General features: G+C 55.5%; 25 protein-coding genes. 15 read left to right on the top strand and 10 right to left on the bottom strand.

The window, feature by feature from the left end; translation table 11 throughout:
- Window positions 1–22: 22 nt before the first annotated feature.
- A complete protein-coding gene (locus QOL67_RS08845) occupies window positions 23–388 on the bottom strand; it encodes a hypothetical protein (RefSeq protein WP_283425613.1) in 366 nt (121 codons plus the stop codon).
- Between the two features lie 64 nt (window positions 389–452).
- Window positions 453–3,908, bottom strand: coding sequence for a chromosome segregation protein SMC (gene smc / locus QOL67_RS08840; protein ID WP_283425612.1), 3,456 nt, complete (start codon window positions 3,906–3,908; stop codon window positions 453–455).
- Window positions 3,909–4,231: 323 nt separating this feature from the next.
- Here smc and QOL67_RS08835 point away from each other — a divergent pair, with 323 nt between their 5' ends.
- Both QOL67_RS08835 and QOL67_RS08830 read left to right on the top strand, forming a co-directional pair.
- Window positions 4,232–4,690: a GNAT family N-acetyltransferase gene (locus QOL67_RS08835; RefSeq protein ID WP_283425611.1), complete on the top strand. Its 459-nt coding sequence runs from the start codon at window positions 4,232–4,234 to the stop codon at window positions 4,688–4,690.
- A 107-nt stretch (window positions 4,691–4,797) separates the two neighbouring features.
- Window positions 4,798–5,565: a FadR/GntR family transcriptional regulator gene (locus QOL67_RS08830; protein WP_283425610.1), complete on the top strand. Its 768-nt coding sequence runs from the start codon at window positions 4,798–4,800 to the stop codon at window positions 5,563–5,565.
- Window positions 5,566–5,581: 16 nt separating this feature from the next.
- Here the strand turns inward: QOL67_RS08830 and QOL67_RS08825 are convergent, their stop codons facing one another.
- From QOL67_RS08825 to QOL67_RS08810, 4 genes are all read right to left on the bottom strand, one after another.
- Complete coding sequence (locus QOL67_RS08825; RefSeq protein WP_283425609.1) at window positions 5,582–6,583, bottom strand: calcium-binding protein; 1,002 nt, start codon at window positions 6,581–6,583, stop codon at window positions 5,582–5,584.
- Window positions 6,584–6,733: 150 nt separating this feature from the next.
- The gene (locus QOL67_RS08820) at window positions 6,734–7,051 is read right to left on the bottom strand and encodes a DUF1244 domain-containing protein (RefSeq protein WP_283425608.1); all 318 of its coding nucleotides are present in this window, start codon (window positions 7,049–7,051) and stop codon (window positions 6,734–6,736) included.
- Window positions 7,052–7,117: 66 nt separating this feature from the next.
- On the bottom strand, window positions 7,118–7,357 hold the full coding sequence (locus QOL67_RS08815; RefSeq protein WP_283425607.1) for a DUF6868 family protein: 240 nt from the start codon (window positions 7,355–7,357) through the stop codon (window positions 7,118–7,120).
- A 99-nt stretch (window positions 7,358–7,456) separates the two neighbouring features.
- Window positions 7,457–8,200: an N-formylglutamate amidohydrolase gene (locus QOL67_RS08810; protein WP_283425606.1), complete on the bottom strand. Its 744-nt coding sequence runs from the start codon at window positions 8,198–8,200 to the stop codon at window positions 7,457–7,459.
- Window positions 8,201–8,366: 166 nt separating this feature from the next.
- Between QOL67_RS08810 and pyk the strand changes: the two genes are divergently transcribed.
- The 7 genes from pyk to QOL67_RS08775 all read left to right on the top strand — a co-directional run bounded on the left by pyk (window position 8,367) and on the right by QOL67_RS08775 (window position 13,588).
- A complete protein-coding gene (pyk, locus tag QOL67_RS08805; protein WP_283425605.1) occupies window positions 8,367–9,812 on the top strand; it encodes a pyruvate kinase in 1,446 nt (481 codons plus the stop codon).
- Between the two features lie 40 nt (window positions 9,813–9,852).
- Window positions 9,853–10,077, top strand: coding sequence for a hypothetical protein (locus QOL67_RS08800; RefSeq protein ID WP_283425604.1), 225 nt, complete (start codon window positions 9,853–9,855; stop codon window positions 10,075–10,077).
- 134 nt (window positions 10,078–10,211) lie between these two features.
- Window positions 10,212–10,412, top strand: coding sequence for a 50S ribosomal protein L35 (rpmI, locus tag QOL67_RS08795; RefSeq protein WP_054000659.1), 201 nt, complete (start codon window positions 10,212–10,214; stop codon window positions 10,410–10,412).
- Window positions 10,413–10,425: 13 nt separating this feature from the next.
- The gene (rplT, locus tag QOL67_RS08790) at window positions 10,426–10,791 is read left to right on the top strand and encodes a 50S ribosomal protein L20 (RefSeq protein WP_164645948.1); all 366 of its coding nucleotides are present in this window, start codon (window positions 10,426–10,428) and stop codon (window positions 10,789–10,791) included.
- A 196-nt stretch (window positions 10,792–10,987) separates the two neighbouring features.
- Complete coding sequence (locus QOL67_RS08785) at window positions 10,988–12,055, top strand: Hint domain-containing protein (RefSeq protein WP_283425603.1); 1,068 nt, start codon at window positions 10,988–10,990, stop codon at window positions 12,053–12,055.
- A 104-nt stretch (window positions 12,056–12,159) separates the two neighbouring features.
- Window positions 12,160–13,230, top strand: a complete 1,071-nt coding sequence (gene pheS / locus QOL67_RS08780; RefSeq protein WP_283425602.1) for a phenylalanine--tRNA ligase subunit alpha — start codon at window positions 12,160–12,162, stop codon at window positions 13,228–13,230.
- Window positions 13,231–13,255: 25 nt separating this feature from the next.
- Window positions 13,256–13,588: a hypothetical protein gene (locus QOL67_RS08775; RefSeq protein ID WP_283425601.1), complete on the top strand. Its 333-nt coding sequence runs from the start codon at window positions 13,256–13,258 to the stop codon at window positions 13,586–13,588.
- Between the two features lie 9 nt (window positions 13,589–13,597).
- Here the strand turns inward: QOL67_RS08775 and QOL67_RS08770 are convergent, their stop codons facing one another.
- Entirely contained in the window at window positions 13,598–14,734 is a 1,137-nt protein-coding gene (locus tag QOL67_RS08770) for a DUF2652 domain-containing protein (protein ID WP_283425600.1), read from the bottom strand.
- Between the two features lie 193 nt (window positions 14,735–14,927).
- On the opposite strand from QOL67_RS08770, the gene pheT reads away from it, so the two are divergent.
- Both pheT and QOL67_RS08760 read left to right on the top strand, forming a co-directional pair.
- Entirely contained in the window at window positions 14,928–17,327 is a 2,400-nt protein-coding gene (pheT, locus tag QOL67_RS08765; RefSeq protein ID WP_283425599.1) for a phenylalanine--tRNA ligase subunit beta, read from the top strand.
- Window positions 17,320–17,754, top strand: coding sequence for a GNAT family N-acetyltransferase (locus tag QOL67_RS08760; protein WP_283425598.1), 435 nt, complete (start codon window positions 17,320–17,322; stop codon window positions 17,752–17,754). The genes pheT and QOL67_RS08760 overlap by 8 nt, the downstream gene beginning before the upstream one ends.
- Here QOL67_RS08760 and QOL67_RS08755 read toward each other — a convergent pair.
- Window positions 17,751–18,641: a LysR family transcriptional regulator gene (locus tag QOL67_RS08755; RefSeq protein WP_283425597.1), complete on the bottom strand. Its 891-nt coding sequence runs from the start codon at window positions 18,639–18,641 to the stop codon at window positions 17,751–17,753. The two genes, QOL67_RS08760 and QOL67_RS08755, sit on opposite strands and share 4 nt — an antisense overlap.
- A gap of 86 nt (window positions 18,642–18,727) precedes the next feature.
- Between QOL67_RS08755 and QOL67_RS08750 the strand changes: the two genes are divergently transcribed.
- The 3 genes from QOL67_RS08750 (at window position 18,728) to QOL67_RS08740 (ending at window position 21,601) form a co-directional block, all read left to right on the top strand.
- Window positions 18,728–19,360: a class I SAM-dependent methyltransferase gene (locus QOL67_RS08750; RefSeq protein WP_283425596.1), complete on the top strand. Its 633-nt coding sequence runs from the start codon at window positions 18,728–18,730 to the stop codon at window positions 19,358–19,360.
- 91 nt (window positions 19,361–19,451) lie between these two features.
- Window positions 19,452–19,904, top strand: a complete 453-nt coding sequence (locus tag QOL67_RS08745; RefSeq protein WP_283425595.1) for a YtoQ family protein — start codon at window positions 19,452–19,454, stop codon at window positions 19,902–19,904.
- 92 nt (window positions 19,905–19,996) lie between these two features.
- A complete protein-coding gene (locus tag QOL67_RS08740) occupies window positions 19,997–21,601 on the top strand; it encodes a GMC family oxidoreductase (RefSeq protein ID WP_283425594.1) in 1,605 nt (534 codons plus the stop codon).
- 34 nt (window positions 21,602–21,635) lie between these two features.
- Here the strand turns inward: QOL67_RS08740 and QOL67_RS08735 are convergent, their stop codons facing one another.
- Window positions 21,636–22,337, bottom strand: a complete 702-nt coding sequence (locus QOL67_RS08735; RefSeq protein WP_283425593.1) for a glutathione S-transferase family protein — start codon at window positions 22,335–22,337, stop codon at window positions 21,636–21,638.
- Window positions 22,338–22,496: 159 nt separating this feature from the next.
- Here QOL67_RS08735 and QOL67_RS08730 point away from each other — a divergent pair, with 159 nt between their 5' ends.
- Entirely contained in the window at window positions 22,497–23,303 is an 807-nt protein-coding gene (locus tag QOL67_RS08730; protein ID WP_283425592.1) for a mechanosensitive ion channel family protein, read from the top strand.
- A gap of 49 nt (window positions 23,304–23,352) precedes the next feature.
- Here QOL67_RS08730 and QOL67_RS08725 read toward each other — a convergent pair whose 3' ends face one another.
- Window positions 23,353–23,634, bottom strand: a complete 282-nt coding sequence (locus tag QOL67_RS08725) for a DUF1330 domain-containing protein (RefSeq protein ID WP_283425591.1) — start codon at window positions 23,632–23,634, stop codon at window positions 23,353–23,355.
- Window positions 23,635–23,727: the final 93 nt, after the last annotated feature.

Here is a 23,727-nt window from a genome sequence, read left to right as displayed (position 1 = left end):
TATTTGGTTGAGGTGCGCTCCTTTAAGAGTGCGCCTCAATGTCCCGCACAGGAAAACGCAAACCGTCGGCGGTTTGCATCACCAAACGCCCGCCGTTTTCCACAATCCGATCGCAGCGTTCAACACCCGTCACGAAGGTCACGCAAACCGTGCTGTTGTCGGCAACTTTCCAATGCCCATACCACGTACCCCCGCCACCATATATGTATTGATATTGCCCGTTGTTTTCGAACACCGACTGGCCGTTATCAAAAAAGATCAGAGTTTGACCTGAGAGCCGTTCAGCGAGGGCGGCGGAGGCAAACGGGTTGTCTCCGGTGGCGGTTTTCCAGTTTTGAGCCAGTACTGGCGTAGCAATGAGCGCAAGAATCGGGGTGAGCTTCCACATGAGGGTCTCCTGTTTTGACAGAGATTATGTGGTTTTTGAATTGTAAGGCGTCACGTTGCGGTGATTAGGCCACCAAAGTTTCTGCCGCCTTGAGGTCCACGGAAACAAGCTGGCTCACCCCCTGCTCCACCATGGTCACCCCAAACAGACGGTCCATGCGCGCCATAGTCACAGCATGGTGGGTGATGATCAGGAAGCGCGTGTTGGTGCGGCGGCACATTTCATCCAACAAGTCACAAAACCGCGTCACGTTGGCGTCGTCCAGCGGGGCATCAACCTCGTCCAGCACACAGATCGGGGCCGGGTTGGCGAGGAAAACCGCAAAGATCAGCGCCATCGCAGTCAGGGTTTGCTCGCCACCGGACAGCAGCGATAGGGTGCTGAGTTTCTTACCCGGAGGTTGGCACATGATTTCCAGGCCAGCTTCCAGCGGGTCGTCACTTTCCACCAGTTCCAAGTTGGCTTCACCGCCGCCAAAGAGGTGGCGGAACAGCAGAGTGAAGTTGGAATTCACTTGCTCAAAGGCTGTGAGCAGGCGTTCGCGGCCTTCTTTGTTCAAACTGGCAATGCCGTTACGCAAGGTACGGATGGCCTCCTCAAGGTCGGCCTTTTCACTGACCAAGCCGTCGTGCTCTTCTTGAACTTCTTTGATGTCTTCTTCCGCACGCAGGTTCACGGCGCCAAGGCTGTCGCGTTGGCGTTTCAAGCGGTTCACATCGTTTTCAACCGTTTCGGAATCCGGCATTTTGTCCGGATCGACATCGAGGCTTTCAAGGAGATCGGCAGGCGCAACCTCCTGTTCTTCCATGATGCGTTCCGCCGCATAGGCCACGGTTTCTCGGGCGGCATCAGCGCGGGCTTCCGAGCGGGCACGGGCTTCACGCGCTTCACTGGCAAGGCGTTCCGCATCGCGCTCGTTATGCTCTGCTTCACGTAAGGCAGCCTCGGCCTCGGCAAGTACATCTGACGCGGCCCGGCGGCGCTCTTCTGCGGCCTCAATGGCTTCGGTGAGCTCTTCGCGCTTCTCTGAAATTTCTTCTGGTGCGGCGCCCGCTTCGATCAACTCATCTTCCGAGGTGTCTTTGCGCTCTGCCAGTTCGTTCATACGTTTTTCGGCCGTTTCCAGACGGTGACGCCAGCCGCTGACCTCTTTCATGACCTCTTGAGTACGCTTCAGGCGCGCTTCGCCTTCGCGGCGCACCTCGTCATGGGAAGAACGGCGTGACATCATCATGATGCGCGCGCCTTCGACGGTCATCTTGATGTCTTCAACTTCCTGACGCGCGGCATCCAGATCACCCAAGTCAGACAACGCGCGCTGTGCCTCTTGGAATTGCTGGCGCGCGGCCATGGCCTCTTCTTCGTGGCGTGTCACGGCCAAGCCGAGACTTTCCAGCCGACCTTCGGCCAGATTCCGATCGGCTTCTGCGCGAGACAAGGCGCGATTGGCATCTGCCACAGCGCGATCGGCGGCGCGTCGGGCCTCGCGGGCGGATTGATCAACGCTGGCCAACTCTCTCAAGCGCGTTTGCAGCACCTCATGGGCGTCCACGGCCCCATCGGCGCGGGCAGTGGCACGGGCCATGGCCTGTTTGAGCTCTTCCAGCCGGTTGAGCTGTTGCAAGCGCAGCGCCGCTGCGCTTGGCGCATCTTCGGCCCAAGCCCGAAATCCATCCCAACGCCAGAGGTCGCCCTCAAGGGAGACAAGGCGTTGGCCAGGTTTGAGGAGCGGCTGCAAGCTCAGCGCATCTTCATTGGACACCAGGCCAATTTGGCTCATACGGCGCTCCAGCACCTCTGGCACAGAGACGTGTTGCACCAAAGAGGTCACACCTTCAGGCAGCGGTTGAACCTCGCCATATTGGGGCAAAACGTACCAGCCGGAAGGACCATCCTCTTCAACCTCCGGTGCACGCAGATCGTCAGCCATGGCTGCACCCAGCGCCTTTTCAAACCCCTGTTGCACTTGTAGGCGGTCGAGGATTTGACCGCCTTCGGCCGTATCGCGTTCAACCAGCTTGGCCAGCGCCGTGGTCTCGGCTCGTAAAGCGTTGAGTTCACCTTCGGCCTCAGAACGCTCGGCGCGGGCATCGGCCTCACGGGATTGGGTTTCGGCGCGTTCTTCTTCGACTTCGGCTAGACGCTCTTCGGCATCTTGGGCAGCCTCTATGGCCTCTTCTTCGGCCTCCCGGGCCAGCTCGAGCTCTTCTCCGGCACGGGTCAATGCCTCGTTGGACTCGGCCACGGCCGCGCGGGCCTTTTCGGCCTCTGATTCGCTCTTATCTTGCGTCTTTTGACTGTCATCCAACAAGCGCTGCGCGGATTGATGGCGCGCAGACAGCCGCGCAACATCTTCGGTCAGCTGAGACAGGTCGGCTTCGCGCTCCTGCAAGACGCTGGCCGCCTCACGGCTTTCGTCCTGTGCGGCTTCAAGTTTGTCTTCATGACCCTCACTTGCCTTGGCAAGTTCGCGCTGCTCCCATTCCAAACGTTCGATGGTTTCTTCGGCATCACGGTTCAATCCGGCCTCGCGCTCCATGTCGCGGGCCAACTGCAGGATGCGGTTTTTCAGGGTTTCGATGACTTGCAGCGCATGCGCTTCTTGGTCATTCAAACTGTCTCGTTGCACTTGCAAACGTTGAAGTACCGCAGAGGCAATCGCTTCTTCTTCTCGCTTACCAGGCAGAACCTCGTCACGGGCCTGGCGCTCTTTGGCCGCTGTCCGCGCAAGGATTTCAGCCTGGGCCGCTTGAGTTGTCCGAGTCTTGAGTTCATCATCCGCCGTCGCGCGCGCGTCATCCGCGTCCCGCCAACGACGGTAGAGCAGCATGCCTTCGGCCTGGCGCAGCTCGTCCCCAATGGCACGGTAGCGGGCGGCCTGACGGGCTTGGCGTGAAAGCTGGGCCAATTGGCTTGCCAATTGTTCGATCACGTCGTCCACACGGGCCAGATTGGTCTCGGCGCCTTTGAGTTTTAGTTCCGCTTCATGGCGGCGTTGGTAAAGGCCGGAAATACCTGCTGCTTCCTCAAGGATACGACGACGGGCCTTGGGTTTGGCGTTAATCAGCTCCGCAATTTGGCCCTGACGAACCAAAGCCGGCGAATGTGCACCGGTTGACGCATCTGCAAACAACATCTGCACGTCCCGAGCACGCACATCATTGACATTGACCTTATAAGCGCTGCCGATGTCGCGTGTAATGCGACGCACAATCTCCAGCGCGTCGTCATCGTTGAACCCAGCGGGCGCAAGGCGCTCCGAGTTGTCGATTTGCAAAGACACTTCGGCAAAATTGCGGGCTGGCCGGGTCGATGTTCCGGCAAAGATCACATCTTCCATGCCACCGCCGCGCATCGCCTTGGGACGGTTTTCCCCCATCACCCAGCGAAGCGCTTCTAGCAGGTTGGACTTGCCACAGCCGTTGGGCCCTACAACACCGGTCAAACCATCTGCGATGATCAGATCCGTAGGGTCCACAAAGCTTTTGAAGCCTGTCAGTCTGAGTTTAGAGAAGCGCAAAGTGCGGGTGGTCCTGTGATTCCTTCTGATTTAGAGACTCTGCAAAGCCCACTTGTGGTGAGTCAACGACAAACCACAGGATGTGCCATTTGGCGCAGAGTTATCCACAAGATATTGGCGAATTCGAGCCAAACAAAGGACGCACGGCGGCTCTGTGCCCTTGAGAACTTGCAGACATTCAAGACCCCAAAACCGGCAGCTGCCTTTTTCTTAAGCACCACCTCCACTCTTTTTCACAACATTTTTGCATCTGCGCTCTGGCGGCTGGACAGACCTAGGTTGGAATGACACATCTTTTGCAGAAGGAAAGAAAGGAGGACGTCATGAGCACCATTAGAGTCGCGCCAGGAAATCCACGGGACGCACAGGCTACTGCACTTTTGCGAGCCAGCCATGCCTTGATGCAGGCTTTGTTCAGTGAAGAAGACAATCATTTCTTGTCGATTGACGATCTCTGTGAGCCCAATGTGCGGTTTTTTGTGGCCAAAGAAGAAAACACCTCTCTGGGATGTGTGGCGCTGGCCTTTAAAGGTGATTATGCCGAAATCAAATCGATGTTTGTGCATCCCGACGCGCGTGGCAAAGGCATTGCTCATAAGTTGATGCAAGCCATTGAGGCAGAGGTGCGGACCCATGGCATTTCCGTCCTGAAGCTGGAAACCGGCGATAGCCTACATCAGGCGCACAGCTTGTATCGGGCACATGGCTATGTCGATTGTGGCCCATTTGGTGATTATAGGGAGAGCCCTGCCTCACTTTTTATGGCCAAGACGCTGGTGTAATCCAAAGGCGCAAATCGAACAGTCCAACTTAGATTGCATTGCGAGGGCTTGCACGTTGGGACACCGCGTGGTCAAATTATGTGACCAGTTACGCAGGGCCAGCCTCTATGCCATTTCAAAAAGTACAGCCGGAAAAACTTTCTATCTCGGTGATGCGCCAAATCGAGTTGTTGATTTTGCGCGGCATTTTACGCCCTGGCGAGCGGCTGCCTGCGGAGCGCGAATTGAGTGAACGACTGGGAGTGTCCCGGCCCAGTTTGCGGGAGGCAATTGCCAACTTGCAGGACAAAGGTCTGCTGACACCGAAGGCCGGTGCCGGAATTTTTGTGGCAGACGTTCTTGGCAGCGCCTTTTCTGACTCGCTGGTGCAGTTGTTTTCCGCCCATGACGAGGCGGTGTTTGATTATATTGCGTTTCGCCGTGACATGGAGGGTTTGGCTGCCGAGCGCGCGGCAACCTTTGCGAGCGACACGGATTTGCAAGTGATCCAAGCGGTTTTTGACAAGATGGAGGCGGTGCATCCCAAGCGCAACCCGAACGATGAGGCGCAGCTGGATGCGGATTTTCACCTCGCCATTATTGAGGCGAGTCACAATGTGATCATGTTGCATATGATGCGATCGATGTATCAGCTGTTGCGCGAAGGTGTGTTTTACAACCGCATGATCATGTTTAAACAGCGCACCACCCGTAGTGAACTGTTGGAACAACACCGCGACATCAATACAGCGTTGCAGGCGCGGGACGCAGAGGGCTCCCGCAAAGCGGTTAAAGTGCATTTGGATTATGTGGAAACAGCGCTGACCGACTTCCGAAAGTCGGCACAGAATGAGGCCGTTGCCAAACAGCGCTATGAACATGAGTTGAACCGCTGAGAGACGCCCGCTCCCGTTATGCCGCGTAGTCTAGGGTCACTTTTAGAAGATCCACATCGTCCGCGGTCATGTTCTCCAGGATCACTGCAGGCTCTTGATCAAGCGTCACAACCGATCCGTCAACTGTATGAGAGCCGGACAATAAAATGGTGATGGATTGAGTGTCGGGATCATAACTGGCTTCCCATTCCATTACGGCATCATTGCCAAAGTCACTGGCAGAAAAGGTCACGGTTTCCGTCGCAGCATCGAGATCGGCAATAACCACCTCTTCACGATTGTCATCAAACTCGAAAGCAATGGTGAACTCATCGACACCTTCACCTCCCTCAAGCGTATCACCGTTGTCTCCCACAAGCACATCGTCACCAAAGCCGCCGCCGAGCATATCAGCCGATACGTCGTCTAAGGTCGGGTGGCTGCCATTCAAAGTGTCGTTGCCTGTGCCGCCCAACAATGTGTCGGCACCCTCATAATCGCGCAGCACGTCATTCCCGGTGCCGCCGCGCACCAGATCATTGCCGCCATTTTCAAAACCAAGACCTTCTAGACCCAGTTCTTCGACAAGGGTGGCGTCATAAAGGTCGTTGCCATCGCCCATGGCAATGGTGTCATCGCCGCTACCACCAGAGACAGTGTCTTCACCCGCACCGCCAAGGATATAGTCCGCGCCCTCGCCGCCACTGATGCCGTCACCACTTGCTCCACCGTGCAGTGTGTCGTTGCCTTCAGCGCCATGAAGCCAGTCTTCGCCATTGTTGCCGCGCAGGTAATCGTCACCAGCGCCACCGGTCACCGTGTCGCTGCCGTCATCACCTTCAAATGTGTCATTACCATCGGAGAGGGTAACCGCTTCGGATACGTCGAGCAGTTGTTTTGGTGTGACCTCACCCTCCTCGGCCTCAACATCCGCATCATCGGGCACACTGGCGCCCAGGTCTGGCTCGTCAAAATCATTCAACACGTCGGCCACCATGCCGACGCCAAAAATCGCGGTTAATGCCAAAAGGGCCAACATTGCTCTTATCCTCACACAAAACTCTAACGGCTTTGATAGGATGTTATTAACCAAGTTTGGCGGGATTGGGGCGTGGATGTGCTCGTTTCTGGCGCAACAAAAAAGGCCGCCGAAGCGACCTTTGGTTCTTTGATTCTAGCGGATTTGCACTCAGCTTTTGTCTGCTCCGACGTTTTCCGCAAAAGCCTTTTCAAAGTCTTTTTGTTTTTCTGGGCTGGCGTCCGTTTGATAGTTGGCCTTCCACTCGTCCATGGTCATGCCATAGTAGATCTCGCGTGCCTCGTTTTTGTCCATCTCGATACCGCGTTCATTGGCCGCTTCCTGATACCAGCGGGACAGGCAATTGCGACAGAACCCTGCGAGATTCATCATGTCGATGTTTTGCACATCCGTGCGCTTTTCCATCAGGTGCTCGCGCAGGGTGCGAAAGGCGGCCGCTTCGAGTTCGATCTGAGTTTGCTTATCCATGGCTGTCCTCCGGGAGCAATTGCTTTGGGCAATGGGTAGCAACCGGAGGGGCGTTGAGCAAGCGCGTCACATGATCGTGAGAGCGAGCCACGGAACCAGCGCGAACACAAAGATCAACAGCTTGTAGGTGCCAAGCCACTGGAAATAGAGCGGCGCCAAAGTGTCTTTTTCAACACCGGTAAGCTTTGCGTGCACATCAGTGATCCAGCCGCGTAGACCGAATATCATGCAAGTTGCAAAGAGCAGAACTCCAATGTGAAGGACGGCCATCCATCCAAAGAAGGCAGTAAGGGCTGCTTGGGTCATGTCAGCCTCCTTTCAGCTGTTGTTTTTCCCACTGCATATATGGGCAGTGGGAACGCGTCATACTAGCGCCATCTCCAAGAAATCACGCGGAAAAATGACTCAAAGGTCATTTTTCACTAATGTGTCTTGAAGAATCGGCGCCAATCGTTCCGCCCAGGCATTTTGCGTTTCTGGAGTGTCGATTTCGTCGCTGCGCAACTCAATCAGCGCGTTCAATCGGCCGGATCTTAGAGCGTGTTGGTCAATGCTGTCCCCGGGCAAATAGCCGTCATACGGCTCGTTGTCGCCAACCGTCAGATCTGGCTCCTGTTCCAGCTTCGCTATCAACGCCTTCCCAAAGCGATCTTCTTGTGGGGCATGTAGGATACCAACTTCCCAAGGGCGCGGCGCGCGGCCGTTAAGTTTGGGCGAAAAGCTGTGCATGGCGATGATCACCACATCTTTGCGGTCCACCGCGAGGCTTTCCAACGCGGCGTGGTACGGTTGGTAATGTGCCAGCTTACGACGTTCGATTTCCGCGTCGCCCACGTCCCGGTTGCCCGGAATGATCGTGCCATCATAGAGCCGCATGACCAGCGTCGGGTCGTCTGCGCCCCGGTTTGGGTCGATGCAGAGGCGGGACCAGTTGGCGCAAATCACGGGCGCATCCAGAAGCTCGCCTAATCGCAGAGATGTGCCACGCGCACCAACGTCATAAGCGATGTGGCGCTGCATGTCTGACGGGTCGAGCCCCAGATCGCCGCCACTGATATCGTCGGGTACATAATTGGAGGCATGGTCACAGGTGATGAGCCAGCGGGAGCGGCGCTCTGCGCCATAGATCGAAAACGGAGTATATGTCATGGGCCTGTCATTGCTTTCTGATCAGACTTAGGTCAGTTGTGCCGCAAATGGAATGCACAAGGTTCGCCTTGTATTTGTTAGCGTTAACATGTAGCAGGTGACACGCAAGGTGCCACCGGGTCATTTACCGGATAGCCAGACGAGCAAAGGCAAAGAAAGACGGATCATGAGACGACTGAGAAACGTGAAAATCGTGGCCACATTGGGCCCAGCTTCCGAAACCTACGACATGATCCGCAGCCTGCACGAAGCTGGCGCCGATGTGTTCCGTCTGAACATGAGCCACGGCAGCCATGACGAGATCCGAGAAAAACACCGGATCATCCGCCAGGTAGAGAAAGACTTGCAAAGCCCGATTGCCATTCTGGCGGATCTGCAAGGCCCAAAATTGCGCGTTGGTGTGTTTGCCAATGGTGAAGAAGAATTGGTTGATGGAGCCAAATTTCGTCTCGACCTAAACCCGGCTGAAGGCGACGTAAATCGTGTGTGCCTGCCACATTCCGAGATTTTTGCCGCCCTCAAAGATGGCTCAAACTTGCTGGTGAATGACGGCAAAATCCGCCTGAAGGTGGAGAGTTGTGGTGCTGACTTTGCCAACTGCGTGGTCACAACCGGCGGCACAATTTCAAACCGTAAAGGTGTGAACGTTCCAGACGTTGTATTGCCGTTGGCGGCGCTGTCCGCAAAAGACCGGGATGATTTGGAGTTTGTCTGCGGACTGGGTGTGGACTGGCTCGCGCTGTCGTTTGTGCAGCGGCCAGAAGATGTTCAGGAAGCCCGTGAATTGGCCCAAGGCCGCGCAGCGTTGATTTCCAAGATCGAAAAGCCCGCAGCAGTGGAAGCTTTCGATGAAATTCTCGCGGCCTCTGACGGCATTATGGTGGCCCGCGGCGATCTTGGCGTGGAGTTGCCGGTTAGCGCTGTGCCCCCAATTCAAAAACGCCTTGTCCGGAAATGCCGTAATGTGGCGAAGCCCGTGATTGTGGCAACTCAAATGCTTGAAAGCATGATTGACAGCCCAATGCCAACCCGCGCCGAGGTCTCTGATGTTGCAACTGCGATTTATGAAGGCTCCGACGCGATCATGTTGTCGGCGGAATCAGCGGCAGGCAGCTTCCCGATTGAAGCCGTGACCACCATGAACAACGTCGCAATTGAGGTGGAAAACGATCCAACTTATCGCGAGATCATTGAGGCGAGCCGCACGCTGCCGCGCTCTGGTGTTGCAGACGCGATTGTTGCCGCCGCCCGTGAAATTGCGGAGACCACACAAGTGTCCGCAATCTGTTGCTTCAGCCAATCCGGCACAACGGCGTTGTTGATTGCACGAGAACGCCCTCGCGTGCCAATCATCGCGATGACCTCCTTGCGTGGCACCGCGCGTCGCCTCGCGCTGAGCTGGGGCACAAACTGTGTGATCACCTCCAACGTCAGCCGCTTTAAAATGGCTGTTGTTGCCGCGGCCCGTGCAGCGCGTGACCTTGGCTATGCGGAGGAGCAGGATCAGATTGTTGTGACCGCGGGCCTGCCGTTCAACGTGCCAGGCACCACCAACATTCTGCGGGTGTCCCCCTGTGACGAGCGTTTGATTTTCAACCTCGAGTCAGAGTAGCGTCAGCCAAGGGCATCCCCAAGAAGGGCCAAAGGCAGGCATGGCAACGGACTATCTGATCACCATTGGACTGGTTGTGGGGCTTTTCTCCATTCCGGCCATGCTGGCTGCTTATGCTGACAACCGCATGCCGCGCACCGCAATGGGGGCCTTTGTCCTCTCTGCTGCGGTGATCGCGATGGTGATCATCCTACATCCGGCGCGTTATAGCGTGGCGGATTTGCCTAATGTGGTGATCCGGGTGATCGCCACCATTATCGACTAGAGACACCACTAAAATGAGTCGATTAGGCCTTGCGTGCCTGACTTATGCGCTCTATACGGCGCCTCTATTCGCGCGACCGGCTAGAAGGCATGCCGAGTCGCGTTTGTCACCGACCGAATATAAAGGAGACGGAAATGCCTAAGATGAAGACTAAGTCGAGCGCCAAAAAGCGCTTTAAGGTCACTGCCACCGGCAAAGTACTTGCTGGCCAAGCTGGTAAACGCCACGGCATGATCAAACGCACCCGCAAATTCATTCGTAACGCCCGTGGCACTACGACCCTGTCCGCCCCCGACGCTAAGATCGTCAAGGGCTTCATGCCCTACGACCGCTAAGAGGAGATAAGATATGTCCCGCGTTAAAGGTGGTACCGTAACCCACGCCCGTCACAAGAAGATCATCAAAGCCGCCAAAGGTTATTATGGTCGTCGCAAGAATACATTCCGCGTTGCATCACAGGCCGTCGATAAGGCGAACCAGTACGCAACACGCGACCGCAAGAATCGTAAGCGCAATTTCCGCGCGCTGTGGATTCAGCGGATCAACGCTGCTGTGCGCGCCCACGACGAAGCGCTGACTTACAGCCGCTTCATCAACGGCCTGACACTGGCCGGTATCGAAGTGGACCGTAAAGTTCTGGCCGACCTGGCCGTGCATGAACCAGACGCGTTCACCGCGATTGTGGATCAAGCAAAAGCTGCTCTGGCTGCTTAAGCCCCAGCAACCGAATTGAAGAAGCCCGCGTTTTTGACGCGGGCTTTTTTGTCCAAATCCAGAACACGCCAAGATCACACCAAGGACAAAGGTGGAACAAATAGGAAACTAGTTACGTTTTATTTACCATTCCAGCCCCATGATGCCAGCGCGGCGTGTGTTTGCCGTGAGATGTACCAGTGATTTGGAGGTTAGAATGGCCCGTATCAGCGAGCTGCATTATTCCAACGCCTATGCGCGAAGCTCAGGTGTTGAGGAGTTTTTGGAAACTGCCTTAGCCCACGACGAAAACCCACGTGATTTTGTGGTGTCGTTTTATCAGGCAGATGGCAGTGTTGGCGTTGAGATCCCGCTCTCCCACCCCGACGTCTCTGCCGTCATAGACCCGGATACAAATGAGCAGGTCTTTGTGATTTCCGCATCGCATTTTCCTGTCCTGCTCACAGATCCAGATAGCCACGGCACCGGAAACTATGAGGCTTATGCGCTCACCAATACCACCGCAAACACTGTGATCGATTATTACGATATCGGCGGTGGCACGCAGAACATCCTCGCCTTTGACGGGGCCGCTGCTGGAGCCACTTCTGAGAACTTGCCGGTTGCAGCATCCCCAAACAGCACCACCACCAGCTTGCAGCTTAATCAGCCTGCACCAACACATCTCACCAATGCGCCAGTTGGCGCCGGAGATACTGGCGTTGCCTGTTTTGCGGAGGGCACACGCATTCGCACGGAAGTTGGTCACCAGCTGATTGGAACGCTCTGCGAAGGCGATTTGATCTGGACCCGAGACAATGGGCTGCAACCAGTGCGTTGGATCGGGTGCAGAACGGTACCCGGCAAAGGAAAATATGCGCCGGTACAGTTTTCGCCAGAGACATTTGGCGCATTGAAACCGCACCAGGTGTCCCAAAACCATCGGATGTTTTTGACCGGTTGGCGGGCGCAACTCATGTTTGGAGAAGACGAAATTTTGGTCCCCGCCAAGGCGCTGGTGGATGATTGCGACGTTCGAATTTGTGAATGTGGCTCCATCACCTATTTTCACCTGCTGTTTGACGACCACCAGATTGTCAGCGGTGACGGCGTATTGAGCGAGAGCTTCTTCCCCGGCGCGGAAGCCATGAACGCGGTGGATTGCGGCACGCAGCGTGAAATGTTTGCCCTTTTCCCCGAGCTTGCCACAGGCGTGCGCGTCCACAGCCACACCGCACGCCCCGTTGCGCCCGCTAGCCTTGGGCCATTGCTGATGCGCAATTGATGGCAAACGGGTGGATTTCACGGCGGCGCTACTCTGTATGCTTGCAATCAAAGGGGCGTGTGGTAGGAGGTCTGCGGTAATTTCTCATCTGGGACGGCCCTGCCATGGACGAACTGCGCACCAAATATATCGAAGCCATCGCCGCAGCAGCGGACGAAGCCACCCTTGAAGAACTGCGGGTTCGGGCCGTTGGCAAGAAAGGCGAAATCAGCCTGAAAATGCGCGAGCTGGGCAAAATGACTCCTGAAGAACGCCAGGTCGCTGGCCCAGCACTCAACGCGTTGAAAAACGAGATCAACTCGGCGCTGGCCGCCAAGAAAGTGGCGCTTTCGGATGCTGCGCTGGATGCCCGCCTGGCCACTGAATGGCTGGATGTGACGCTGCCGTCCCGCACCCGCCGCGTGGGCTCGATCCACCCTATCAGCCAAGTCACCGAAGAGGTCACCGCGATCTTCGCTGACATGGGATTTGCCGTGGCCGAAGGCCCGCAGATCGAAACCGATTGGTATAATTTTGACGCGCTGAACATTCCGGGGCACCACCCCGCACGCGCGGAGATGGACACATTTTACACTCACCGTGCCGAGGATGATGAGCGCCGACCGCATGTGCTTCGCACCCACACTAGCCCGGTACAAATCCGCACGATGGAAAAAGACGGTGCGCCAATCCGCATCATTTGTCCGGGTCGCGTATATCGTGCCGATTATGACCAAACCCACACTCCAATGTTCCACCAGGTTGAGGGTCTTGCATTGGGCAAAGACATCTCCATGGCGAACCTCAAATGGGTGCTCGAAGAGTTCTTCTCTGCCTTCTTTGGCACTGATGTAAAAACCCGCTTCCGCGCGTCCCACTTCCCGTTCACGGAACCGTCTGCCGAAGTGGACATCCAGTGCAGTTGGGAAGGTGGCACGGTGAAGGTTGGCGAAGGCGACGATTGGCTTGAAGTTCTGGGCTCCGGCATGGTGCACCCCAACGTGCTCAAGGCAGGTGGGATTGATCCGGACGAGTACCAAGGTTTTGCGTTTGGCATGGGCATCGACCGTTTGGCGATGCTGAAGTACGGCATCCCGGATCTGCGCGCCTTCTTTGACAGCGACTTGCGTTGGTTGCGTCACTACGGTTTTGCAAGCTTGGATCAGCCGACCCTGCACGGTGGATTGAACCGGTAACAAGAACACTTGCGGCGAGGTCAACATGGCCTCGCCTTTTTACTTTGAAGACACCGTGCTGATGTATCTGTTTCAAGTTTATTTGGCGGCGCATTGGGATTGGCGGGACACCAAAGTCTCAGAATATCCGAAGGCTTGGGTGTTGTCCCTCACCGCTGTCGCGGTCATTTTCACGTTCCTTCCCGCATGGGCGGGCGCCTGGGCGCTTGTGTTTTACCCAATTGGTTGGGTGACGGTGCTGCCAGGGCTGATCCTTGCAGGCAAAAAAAGACATCGCGCCCACGAACTGCTTGCGGATCAAGTGAACCAGCCCCGTAAAACAAAGAAACTCATTGAGCGCGGGCAAGGCAAAAAGTGACTCTGCGGCTCAGCTAAGTTGAGCTGCGCCCTCCTCAGGCATCACTAACTTTTTGCTCAGCGCGGTCATCTTTTTGACCCGATTTTCCTTGTCCGGCTCGATGATCCCACGCACCTTTTTGCTCGCTGACCCCGACATCAACTTCCCCATGAGTTTTTTGGATGTCACTTTGGCATAGCGTAGTTTCACCATTGTTCCGGCTCCCATCTCAGCCATTTCAATGGTTTCCAGCATCGACATGCCCATGGGCATGTTGTAGCGCCCGGTGACATATTCACCGGGGTTCCAATCCAAAACCTCAAACGGGAAGACATCATCCCCGTGATAGCAGTGATACAGCGTGCCGGGTTCAATCTTGCCTTTGTTGGTGTTGAGCATGTCCACCTTATCCGCCCCAATCCATTCCGCGCGTAAATCCGGCCGCGTCATGATGGTAAAAGCCACCTCCGGGGACACAGGTAAAGGCACCATCCATTCGTCGATCAACAGATCATCACTGGGCTCGACAAAAGTGCGCTTGGTTTGCCGACGACGGGACCACGCAGCGCGCATGTCTCGCACAACATATTCGATTTCTCCAATGTGTTCGATGTCCTCAGAAAAGAATTCTGTCTCGTCAAAATAATCTACAAGATCCATCGCCTTGAGAGCCTTGCAGGAAATCAACGTGTAGGCATTCATACCCGTGTTTTCTTTGACGGAATTCTTCAAAAGGCGAAATGCGGTAATCACATCCTGTCCCGCCAGTTCCTGACGCCCTCCGGTGTCTTGAATCACGCATTCGCCGTGGTGAACAACAATCTTAAGCTCCAGGTCATCCAGGTTGGCGCAGGCGTCACAGGGACAACTGGTGTTGAGGACCATCTTTTCTTTTGCCCGAGCAAACACACAGTAGAGCTGTTCGGAAAAGTCGAGGATGAACTGCTTGGTCATCACATCGCTTTCAAAGGCATAGGCAAAGACAGCATCGCCTTGCAAACCGGAGACCTCAAGTGGCGCCCGGATTGCTGGGACCAATTCCCCAAACAGCGCTTCCAAAATACCTTTGGCATGTTCAATTGGCGTTTCAGCCATAAATTTTGTGTAGCCGGAAATATCCGCGATCACAAAAAAGGCAGTTTTAATGCCGCTATCCTGCGGTGCCATTTCAATCTCCTCTAATGCGTCATCCCCCACTATGCGCCAGAAACCTAAAATTACAAAACTGGGCTGACAGTGGTGGAGAAACCGCCTCTTCTGCGGTCCGCTTTCGAAGGTTTGCATTCAATGTAGTCTTTCCCCTATGGCGCTAATCCGTTAAACGGCTTTCTGACCCTTATTTGATTGGCGGACCGACGCGATGAAATTCACTCTTTCCTGGCTGAAAGATCACCTTGAGACCGACGCAAGCGTTGATGAGATTGTTGAGGTCCTGACTGACCTTGGCCTTGAGGTGGAAGACGTTTCCAATCCAGCAGAGCGGCTGGCCGAGTTTAAACTTGGCAAAGTGGTTCACGCCGAGAAACATCCAGATGCGGACAAGCTGCGCGTTTGTACAGTTGCTACCGACGAAGGCGAGCTGCAGATTATCTGTGGCGCGCCCAACGCTCGTGAAGGCATCACCGTCGTGGTCTGTAAACCGGGCATGTATATTCCGGGGCTGGATATCACTATTTCCGTCGGCAAGATCCGTGGCGTGGAAAGCTACGGCATGATGGCGTCTGAGCGTGAGCTGGAGCTGTCTGATGAACATGATGGGATCATTGAACTGCCGTCTGGCGAAGTGGGTGACCGGTTTATCGATTGGTTGGCGGAAAACGATCCGTCCAAAGTCGACACCATGATCGAGATTGCGATCACGCCTAACCGCCCGGATGCGCTGGGTGTGCGTGGTATTGCATTGGACTTGGCCGCACGAGGCTTGGGCAAAATGAAACCTGCCAAGACCGCCTCAATCGAAGGTGGGTATGAGAGTCCGATCAACATCACTATTGATGAAAGTGCCGCCACTGAAGGCTGCGAGGTCTTTGCCGGTCGCCTGATCAAAGGTGTGAAAAACGGCCCGTCGCCACAATGGTTGCAGGACCGCCTGACAGCAATTGGCCTACGGCCGATCTCGGCACTGGTGGATATCACCAACTTTTTCACCTTTGACCGCAACCGCCCTCTGCACGTATTTGACGCCGACAAAGTCAACGGCAACCTGCGCGTTCACCGCACGGCAGGTGGCGAAACTCTCGTTGGTCTTGATGAGAAAGAGTACTCCCTCCAAGAGGGCATGGTTGTCATCTCCGACGACACGGGTGTCGAATCCATCGGCGGCATCATGGGAGGTTTGCCCACCGGCTGTACTGAAGAAACCACCAATGTCTTCCTTGAAGCCGCTGTTTGGGATCACATCCAAATCGCCTACACGGGCCGTGGTCTGAAAATCAATTCGGACGCGCGCTATCGCAACGAGCGTGGTATTGATCCAGCCTACAACATGCAGGCAATGGATGACGCAACGCAGATGATAATTGATCTTTGCGGCGGTGCGCCAAGCTCGGTCGTGACTGCGGGTGAAGTGCCAGATGTGTCCCGCGCTTATAAGCTCGACACAGACCGTGTGCAGTCTCTGGTGGGCATGGAAATTCCAGCGGAAACGCAACACGCCACGTTGGAAGCGCTTGGCTTCACCATCGAAGGCGATATGGCCCATGTGCCAAGCTGGCGTCCCGATGTACGTGGCTCCGCTGACCTGGTTGAAGAAGTCGCACGGATTGCTTCGCTGACCAAATTGGAAGGCAAGCCTCTGCCACGTGTCGCCGCTGGCGTTCCGGAGCAAATCTTGTCGCCCATGCAGAAACGCGAACAGATCGCGCGTCGCACAACCGCGGCCCTCGGATACAACGAGTGTGTGACCTACAGCTTCATCGACAAGGCAGCAGCTGTGTTGTTTGGCGGCGGTAGCGATGCGACCAAGCTGGAAAATCCGATTTCTAGCGAAATGAGCCACATGCGCCCGTCCCTGCTGCCTGGGCTTTTGCAAGCCGCAGCGCGCAATCAGGCACGTGGCTTTATGGAAATGGCCCTGTTTGAATGCGGTGCAGTATTCCACGGTGGCGAGCCAGGCGAGCAGGAAAACCTGCTGACGGGCATTCTGGTGGGTCGCACTGTTGGCAAAGATATTCACGGTGAGAGTCGTGGTGTCGACATCTATGACGCGAAGGCAGACATGGAAGCGGTGATGAATGCGCTCGGCGCACCAACCAAGCTGACTTACAATCGCGGTACCAATGGCTGGTGGCATCCCGGCCGCAGTGCGAAGGTGGGTCTGGGCCCTAAAAAGATCCTTGGAGCCTTTGGCGAAATCCACCCCAAAGTGCTGGATACGCTGAACGTTAAAGGACCGGTTGTGGCCTTTGCCATTCACACCGCAGAAATTCCGATGCCGCGGAAGAAATCTGCGTCCAAGGGGGCTGTGACAATGGCTGACCTTCAGGCGGTTGAGCGTGACTTTGCCTTTGTAGTGGATGCCGATGTCGAAGCGTTGACGGTGGTCAATGCTGCCTCTGGCGTGGACAAGGCGCTGATCGAAGATGTGCGCGTCTTTGATGAGTTTATCGGCGGCGCACTTGGGGAAGGCAAGAAATCTCTCGCCATCACAGTGCGACTGCAGCCAACAGACAAGACGCTGAAGGAAGCCGACATTGAAGCCGTAGCCGCCAAGATTGTCGCCAAAGTCAGCAAAGCCACCGGCGGTACGCTGCGTGGCTGATGCATCACAGCCGCGTTTGGCGCGGGCCGATGAGGCCCCTGCCATCGCGCGGCTGATCGATGCCGCATACCAACCCTATCGCGATCTAAACATTGCTCTGCCGGATGTCTCCGGTGGAGTAACTGATGCCATTGAGCACAGGCAGGTGTGGGTAATGGACAACCTTTCCGGTGTCCTGATGCTCTCAACCACACCACCAACGGCGCACCTGATGAATGTGGCTGTTGCCTCGCAAGCGCGGGGGCGCGGCCTTGGTGGGGTGTTGATCCGATTTGCCTTGAAGCAGGCCCAAGACGCTGAGTGCCAAGACATAGCATTGGCCACACATGTGGATATGCCTGACAACGTAGCGCTTTATGCGCATTTAGGCTGGCACGAGACAGAGCGCGATGAGACCCGCGTAATGATGGTGCGCCCGCTTCCTTAGTCTTTGGTCAGATGATCGGCCAACGTGTCAAAAACCATACGTATCCGGCGACTTGTGTGCAGCTCGCGGTGCGTGGTCAGCCAAATTGGGAAACCGATGGGAGCAAGGTCGGGCAAAATTCGCTCAATTCCGGGTGTGGCTTCCGCCACATCTTCAGCCATAGGCGAGATGCCAAACCCCTGTTTACACATCTCCCACGCCACCAATCCGCTGTCTGAACCGGTGCGGAAGTTGTCCAGATCAATTGGGAAACCCATAGGTTTGAGATATTCCAACATACGTGGCACATCTCCCGACCCAACAAAATCGTGGTGTTTGAGATCAGCCACAGTTTTGGGCCGCCCTCGCAGGTCCAGATACTCGGTTGCGGCGTAAAAATACCCTTTGGCCTCTCTCACCAGTCGCGCAATTAGATCCGGCTGCTCAGGGCGCACATGTCGGATCGCAATATCGGCCTCGCGTCGCATAAGATCTTGCACGTCATCTGACGCCACAACATCGATAATGAGCCGAGGGGCGTTTACACGGAGCTCCCGTAGGATGGGCGGCAAAAGGTGCACTGAATAGACATCTGATGCCGTAATGGCGACACGGCCATCTACATCCTGATTTTGACCCGATGCCACCAACGCCACACGATCGGCAGCCTCCCGCATGGCACGGACATGCTCCAAAAGCTCACCACCCGCGACGGTCAACTCAAGCGTCCGCCCGACCCGCTCAAACAACATGACGCCGAGATCTTCTTCCAAGGCCGCGACTTGGCGGCCCAACGTCGGCTGTGTCTGGCCAAGCTGTCGCGCTGCAGCGGACAAGGAGCCCTCTTCTGCCGTGGTCAAAAACGCACGAATATGGTTCCAATCAAAGGTGGTCTTGGGATCGATCATGCAAATACGTATATCAATGCTGCGAATTTCGGCAATTTATATTGCATTCACGCATAAGTATCTATGGGGTCGAAAGGAGAACGACCATGCAAGCAGCAGCGAAGTTTTGGGACGGGGCGGCGCAGAAATATGCCAAATCCCCGATCAGTGATATGCAGGCGTATGAGTATACGCTGGGCCGGACACGGTCTTACCTCAAAGAAACCGACGTGGCCCTGGAGCTGGGGTGCGGAACAGCGGCCACGGCCATCCAACTGGCGGACGACGTGGCCGAATTGGTGGCGACAGATGTATCTGGTGGCATGTTGGAAGTTGGCCGAGAACGGGTCAACAAAGCAGGCACCAAGAACATCCGGCTGGTACAAGCCACTCCGGAGAGCGCACCGGAAGGTCCGTTTGACGTTGTCATGGCGCACAATCTGATCCATCTCTTGGAGGATGGAGACATCGCAATGGTAGAAGTGGCCAAGCGCGTAAAACCAGGTGGACTCTTTATTAGCAAGACGCCGTGCCTGAGTGAAAACATGCAGTCGTTAAAATTTCGGTTGCTCAAGACTGCCATCCCATTGATGCAGTTCTTTGGCAAAGCGCCGTTTGTACGGTTTTTCTCGATTGCTGAGCTGGAGCGCTCCGTGACGGATGCTGGATTTCGGATCATTGAGAGCGGCAACTTTCCAGCGGACCCACCCAGCCGCTACTTGGTGGCACGCAAGCTTTGACCGGCGGCATTTGAAACTGCTTCAAGTCGTGAGGGATTGGAGCGCAGCGCCGGACAGGGTATGACCTTGCGCAAGCAAGAGAGGATACCCCATGAGCCTAAACGTTTACCTGTCCGGCGAAATTCACACCGACTGGCGCGAACAAATCATCGAAGGCGCCGCTGGTCTCAACGTCACCTTCAACAGCCCTGTGACCGATCACGGCGCGTCAGATGATTGCGGTGTTGCTATACTCGGTGCCGAAGAGAACAAATATTGGCACGACCACAAAGGTGCGATGGTGAATGCCATTCGCACTCGAAAAGGCATCGAAGACGCGGATGTGGTTGTGGTGCGCTTTGGCGAAAAATACCGCCAATGGAACGCGGCCTTTGATGCTGGCTATGCCGCAGCGCTCGGAAAATCGATCATTGTGTTGTCGCTGCCAGATCAGCAACACGCGCTCAAGGAAGTGCATGCTGCGGCTTTGGCCGTGGCGGAGGAACCTGCACAGGTTGTTGAAATCCTTCGCTACGTTCTGACAAGCGAACTGGCAAACGGCTAATCTGTTCAGCAATTGCTGCGCGGTTACGTCGCGTTAGACTTGCTTGGTGAATTTGCCCCCTCCTAGGCTAAAGGTTGGCATAGGAGGGTGGCATGGAATTTGACTACATCATCGTCGGCGGTGGCTCTGCGGGATGTGTGCTTGCTGCACGGCTCAGCGAAGATCCAAACACCAAAGTTTGTTTACTTGAAGCAGGCGGCAAAGGCGAAGACATCTTCATCCGCGCGCCTGCGATGATCGCAGCGATGGTTTCAGGCCGCCCCAAGATCAACAACTGGGCGCTCAAGACAGTTCCCCAAAAGCAGCTTAACAATCGGCGGGGGTTTCAGCCGCGCGGCAAAGCGTTGGGTGGCAGCTCCGCAATCAACGCCATGCTGTATATCCGAGGCCATAAGTCCGATTACGATGACTGGGCTAAACTCGGATGTGACGGCTGGGATTGGGACAGCGTTCTGCCGTACTTCAAAATATCGGAAGGCAACCAACGTGGGGCCGATGACCTGCATGGCGACGGTGGGCCGCTGCAGGTTGGGGACCAGGCTGAGCCACGGGCCATCAACGAAGCGTTCATCGCCGCCTGCAACGCGCATCAGATTCGCACCAACACGGATTTTAACGGGCCGGAGCAGGAAGGTGCAGGTCAGTATCAGGTCACACAATTCTTTGACGGTGATCACAAAGGCGAACGCTGCTCTGCAGCAGCGGCATACCTGCGTGAGAGCCTGCATCGCCCGAACTTAACGGTCTATACCAAAACGCTTGCGCGGAAGGTTGTTTTTGAGAAAAGCCGCGCCGCGGGCATGGAAATTGAACGCAACGGCACCGTCGAAACCATTAAAGCCAGGAAAGAAGTCATTCTGTCCAGTGGCGCGTTTGGCTCCCCGCAGCTGTTATTGCTGTCAGGCATTGGGCCGCGCGAAGAGGTCGAGAAACACGGTATCACGTTGGTGCATGATCTGCCCGGCGTGGGGCAAAATCTTCAGGATCACCTCGACCACATTCTAAGCTATCGCAACAAGAAGAAAGACACTTTGGGGCTGACGCCTTCCGGTTTGCTAAAAATGACCAAGGCGGCAATACGGTGGCGCAAGACAGGCACCGGGCTTTTTGCCTCGCCTTTTGCCGAAAGTGGCGCATTTTTTAAAACCGATCCCAGTTTGGATAAACCTGACATTCAATTGCACTTCGTGGTGGGGATTGTGGATGATCACAACCGAAAGATGCACCTTCCCTATGGCTATAGCTGCCATGTCTGCGTTCTGCGACCACACAGCCGGGGTACTGTGACTTTGCGCTCAGCTGATCCTTCAAAGCCCGCCAAAATCGACCCCTGTTTTCTTCAAGACAACCGTGATCTGCAAGTGATGAAGACAGCGATAAAGACCCTCAACAGCATTATGGAAGACAGCGCACTCGAAGGTTGGCGCGGCGAGCGCTACTACAAACACGACGGCTCTGATACGGCCTGGGAAGCGGACATTCGCGCGCGCGCAGATACAATTTACCATCCGGTCGGGACTTGCAAAATGGGCGTGGATGACTTGGCAGTGGTGGACACAGAGTGCCGTGTACGTGGCGTCGAAGGCCTACGAGTTGTGGACGCGTCGGTGATGCCAACATTGATTGGCGGCAATACCAACGCACCAACCATTATGATTGGCGAAAAGATCGCAGACAGTATCCGCTCTGAGACCTAGTCAAAAGGGGGAGCCTGAGCTCCCCCTCCTCTGCTTATTCTGGAATGGCAGGCGTTATCAGTCCAACCTGCACCGCGGGGCGCGCCAAGAACCGCTCAAGGTAGGCGTTCACGTTGGGATAGCGTTCCCAACCCACTGCGTCTTTGGCGCCGTAGTAATCCAATGCACGCAACCAGGGCGCGGTGGCAATATCCGCAATCGAATATGAACCCGTGATCCAATCACGGCCTTCCAGCTGTTTCTCCAAAACAGACAACAGGCGCTTGGACTCATTTTGATAGCGTTCACGAGGGCGTGAATCCTCGATCTCTGCGCCCGCAAACTTAGTGAAGAACCCTAACTGACCAAACATCGGGCCAACCCCGGCCATCTGGAACATGACCCATTGGATGACCTCGTATTTCTCTGCTGCCGTGCTGCCAATCAACTTGCCGGTTTTCTCGGCCAGGTAGATCAGGATTGCACCACTCTCAAACAGGCTGAGTGGCGACCCCTCCGGACCATCAGGATCAATGATGGCCGGAATTTTGTTGTTAGGATTCAGAGCCAGAAACTCCGGACTTTTGACATCCGCATCACCCAACGTGACCAAATGCGCCTCATAGGGCAGCCCAATCTCTTCCAGCATGATCGACACTTTCACGCCATTTGGCGTTGGAAAGGCATAAAGCTGCAAAACACTTGGGTCTTGTGCCGCCCATCGGCTGTTGATTGGGTGATCTGTAACAGTTGTCATGATTTCTCTCCTGTCGCGGTCCTAAGGGGATAGATAAGCAGCTTTTCCCATCCCGCTACCGCTCTGTTTGTGCGATAGGGTGCATGTTACTGTGCGTCAGCGCAGAGCCAACACGTTAAAAAATCGCCCAAAAAGGGCACGTAAATCGGGGGAAGTCCGTTGGAATCCATTGTAGAACAGGCACAGGGCTTTGGTCCCTTGCTGATCACCGCAGTCAAAGCACTGCTGGTGCTGATCATCGGCTGGATGGTCGCAGGCGCGATCAGCCGTATGGTGCGTAACCGTGTGAACAAAACGCCAGAAATTGATGCAACACTTGGCAATTTTGCTGCCAGTATTGTGCGCTGGGTGATCCTATTGGTGGTGCTGATTGCCATTCTCGGCATCTTTGGCATCGAGGCGACATCGCTTGTGGCGATGATGGGCGCGGCGACATTGGCCATTGGCCTCGCTTTGCAGGGCACACTTGCAGATCTCGCGGCAGGTTTCATGCTTATCCTGTTCCGTCCATACAAGATTGGACAGTACGTCGACGTGGGTGGCACAGCTGGCACAGTTGTAGATTTGAACCTTTTTGTGACCGAGCTTGTAACGCCTGACAACGTTCAGATCATCATTCCAAATGGCCAGGCCTGGGGATCGGTTATCACCAACTTCTCCGCGCACGAAACCCGCCGCGTGGACGTGGTCTTTGGCATTGACTACGGTGACGACGCAGACAAAGCCAAGCAGATCATTCTGGACACAGCCAACGCCGACGAGCGTGTGATGAAAGATCCAGAGGCCTGGGCACGTGTCACCAATCTGGGGGACAGCTCCGTCGATATTACCATGCGCGTTTGGTGTGTTGCGGAAGACTATTGGGAACTGAAATTTGGCCTAACGCAGGCGATCAAGGAAGCCTTCGACAATGACGGCATATCTATCCCGTACCCACACACCGTGGAAATCAAACGCGAAGCTTAAGCGTAAAGACGTACGAAAAGGCGGCCAACTGGCCGCCTTTTTTGTTGGATTAGAGAAGCGTTATGTTGGAGGTGCCAGAGCCCTCGCGCAGTGCGTGAACTTCGGCCAGATCCGGATCATTAATCCAAGCTTTGGCAGCACCACGGTCCGGAAATGTTAATATCACCGCAACACTCGGGGCCGGCGCTGTGCCTTCGATAACCTCTGGCTGTTTGGAGACTTCCAAGGGGGCACCCCCGTGCTTTTTCAACGCCGCGCCAGCTTTCTCGCGGTAAGCGGCAAAGCTATCTGGGTTGGTGATTGTCAAATTCACAAATGCGTATGCGGTCATTTTGGTCTCCTTAACATGTGCTTGCATAAGTAAGCTCCTTGCCCTGATTGAAAATGGCCATTGCCGCACATCACTTGTGCAAATATGATCACC

Origin of the sequence: Shimia sagamensis (assembly GCF_900182745.1) — a bacterium.
GTDB classification, from domain to species: domain Bacteria; phylum Pseudomonadota; class Alphaproteobacteria; order Rhodobacterales; family Rhodobacteraceae; genus Shimia; species Shimia sagamensis.
This window is presented reverse-complemented; position numbering and strand designations above follow the sequence as displayed.

Bases quoted from the DNA above. Each gene is read 5' to 3' on its own strand.
- QOL67_RS08845 (WP_283425613.1), bottom strand. From the start codon at position 388: ATGTGGAAGCTCACCCCGATTCTTGCGCTCATTGCTACGCCAGTACTG.
- QOL67_RS08835 (WP_283425611.1), top strand. From the start codon at position 4,232: ATGAGCACCATTAGAGTCGCGCCAGGAAATCCACGGGACGCACAGGCT.
- QOL67_RS08830 (WP_283425610.1), top strand. From the start codon at position 4,798: ATGCCATTTCAAAAAGTACAGCCGGAAAAACTTTCTATCTCGGTGATG.
- QOL67_RS08825 (WP_283425609.1), bottom strand. From the start codon at position 6,583: ATGTTGGCCCTTTTGGCATTAACCGCGATTTTTGGCGTCGGCATGGTG.
- QOL67_RS08820 (WP_283425608.1), bottom strand. From the start codon at position 7,051: ATGGATAAGCAAACTCAGATCGAACTCGAAGCGGCCGCCTTTCGCACC.
- QOL67_RS08815 (WP_283425607.1), bottom strand. From the start codon at position 7,357: ATGACCCAAGCAGCCCTTACTGCCTTCTTTGGATGGATGGCCGTCCTT.
- QOL67_RS08810 (WP_283425606.1), bottom strand. From the start codon at position 8,200: ATGACATATACTCCGTTTTCGATCTATGGCGCAGAGCGCCGCTCCCGC.
- pyk (WP_283425605.1), top strand. From the start codon at position 8,367: ATGAGACGACTGAGAAACGTGAAAATCGTGGCCACATTGGGCCCAGCT.
- QOL67_RS08800 (WP_283425604.1), top strand. From the start codon at position 9,853: ATGGCAACGGACTATCTGATCACCATTGGACTGGTTGTGGGGCTTTTC.
- rpmI (WP_054000659.1), top strand. From the start codon at position 10,212: ATGCCTAAGATGAAGACTAAGTCGAGCGCCAAAAAGCGCTTTAAGGTC.
- rplT (WP_164645948.1), top strand. From the start codon at position 10,426: ATGTCCCGCGTTAAAGGTGGTACCGTAACCCACGCCCGTCACAAGAAG.
- QOL67_RS08785 (WP_283425603.1), top strand. From the start codon at position 10,988: ATGGCCCGTATCAGCGAGCTGCATTATTCCAACGCCTATGCGCGAAGC.
- pheS (WP_283425602.1), top strand. From the start codon at position 12,160: ATGGACGAACTGCGCACCAAATATATCGAAGCCATCGCCGCAGCAGCG.
- QOL67_RS08775 (WP_283425601.1), top strand. From the start codon at position 13,256: ATGGCCTCGCCTTTTTACTTTGAAGACACCGTGCTGATGTATCTGTTT.
- QOL67_RS08770 (WP_283425600.1), bottom strand. From the start codon at position 14,734: ATGGCACCGCAGGATAGCGGCATTAAAACTGCCTTTTTTGTGATCGCG.
- pheT (WP_283425599.1), top strand. From the start codon at position 14,928: ATGAAATTCACTCTTTCCTGGCTGAAAGATCACCTTGAGACCGACGCA.
- QOL67_RS08755 (WP_283425597.1), bottom strand. From the start codon at position 18,641: ATGATCGATCCCAAGACCACCTTTGATTGGAACCATATTCGTGCGTTT.
- QOL67_RS08750 (WP_283425596.1), top strand. From the start codon at position 18,728: ATGCAAGCAGCAGCGAAGTTTTGGGACGGGGCGGCGCAGAAATATGCC.
- QOL67_RS08745 (WP_283425595.1), top strand. From the start codon at position 19,452: ATGAGCCTAAACGTTTACCTGTCCGGCGAAATTCACACCGACTGGCGC.
- QOL67_RS08740 (WP_283425594.1), top strand. From the start codon at position 19,997: ATGGAATTTGACTACATCATCGTCGGCGGTGGCTCTGCGGGATGTGTG.
- QOL67_RS08735 (WP_283425593.1), bottom strand. From the start codon at position 22,337: ATGACAACTGTTACAGATCACCCAATCAACAGCCGATGGGCGGCACAA.
- QOL67_RS08725 (WP_283425591.1), bottom strand. From the start codon at position 23,634: ATGACCGCATACGCATTTGTGAATTTGACAATCACCAACCCAGATAGC.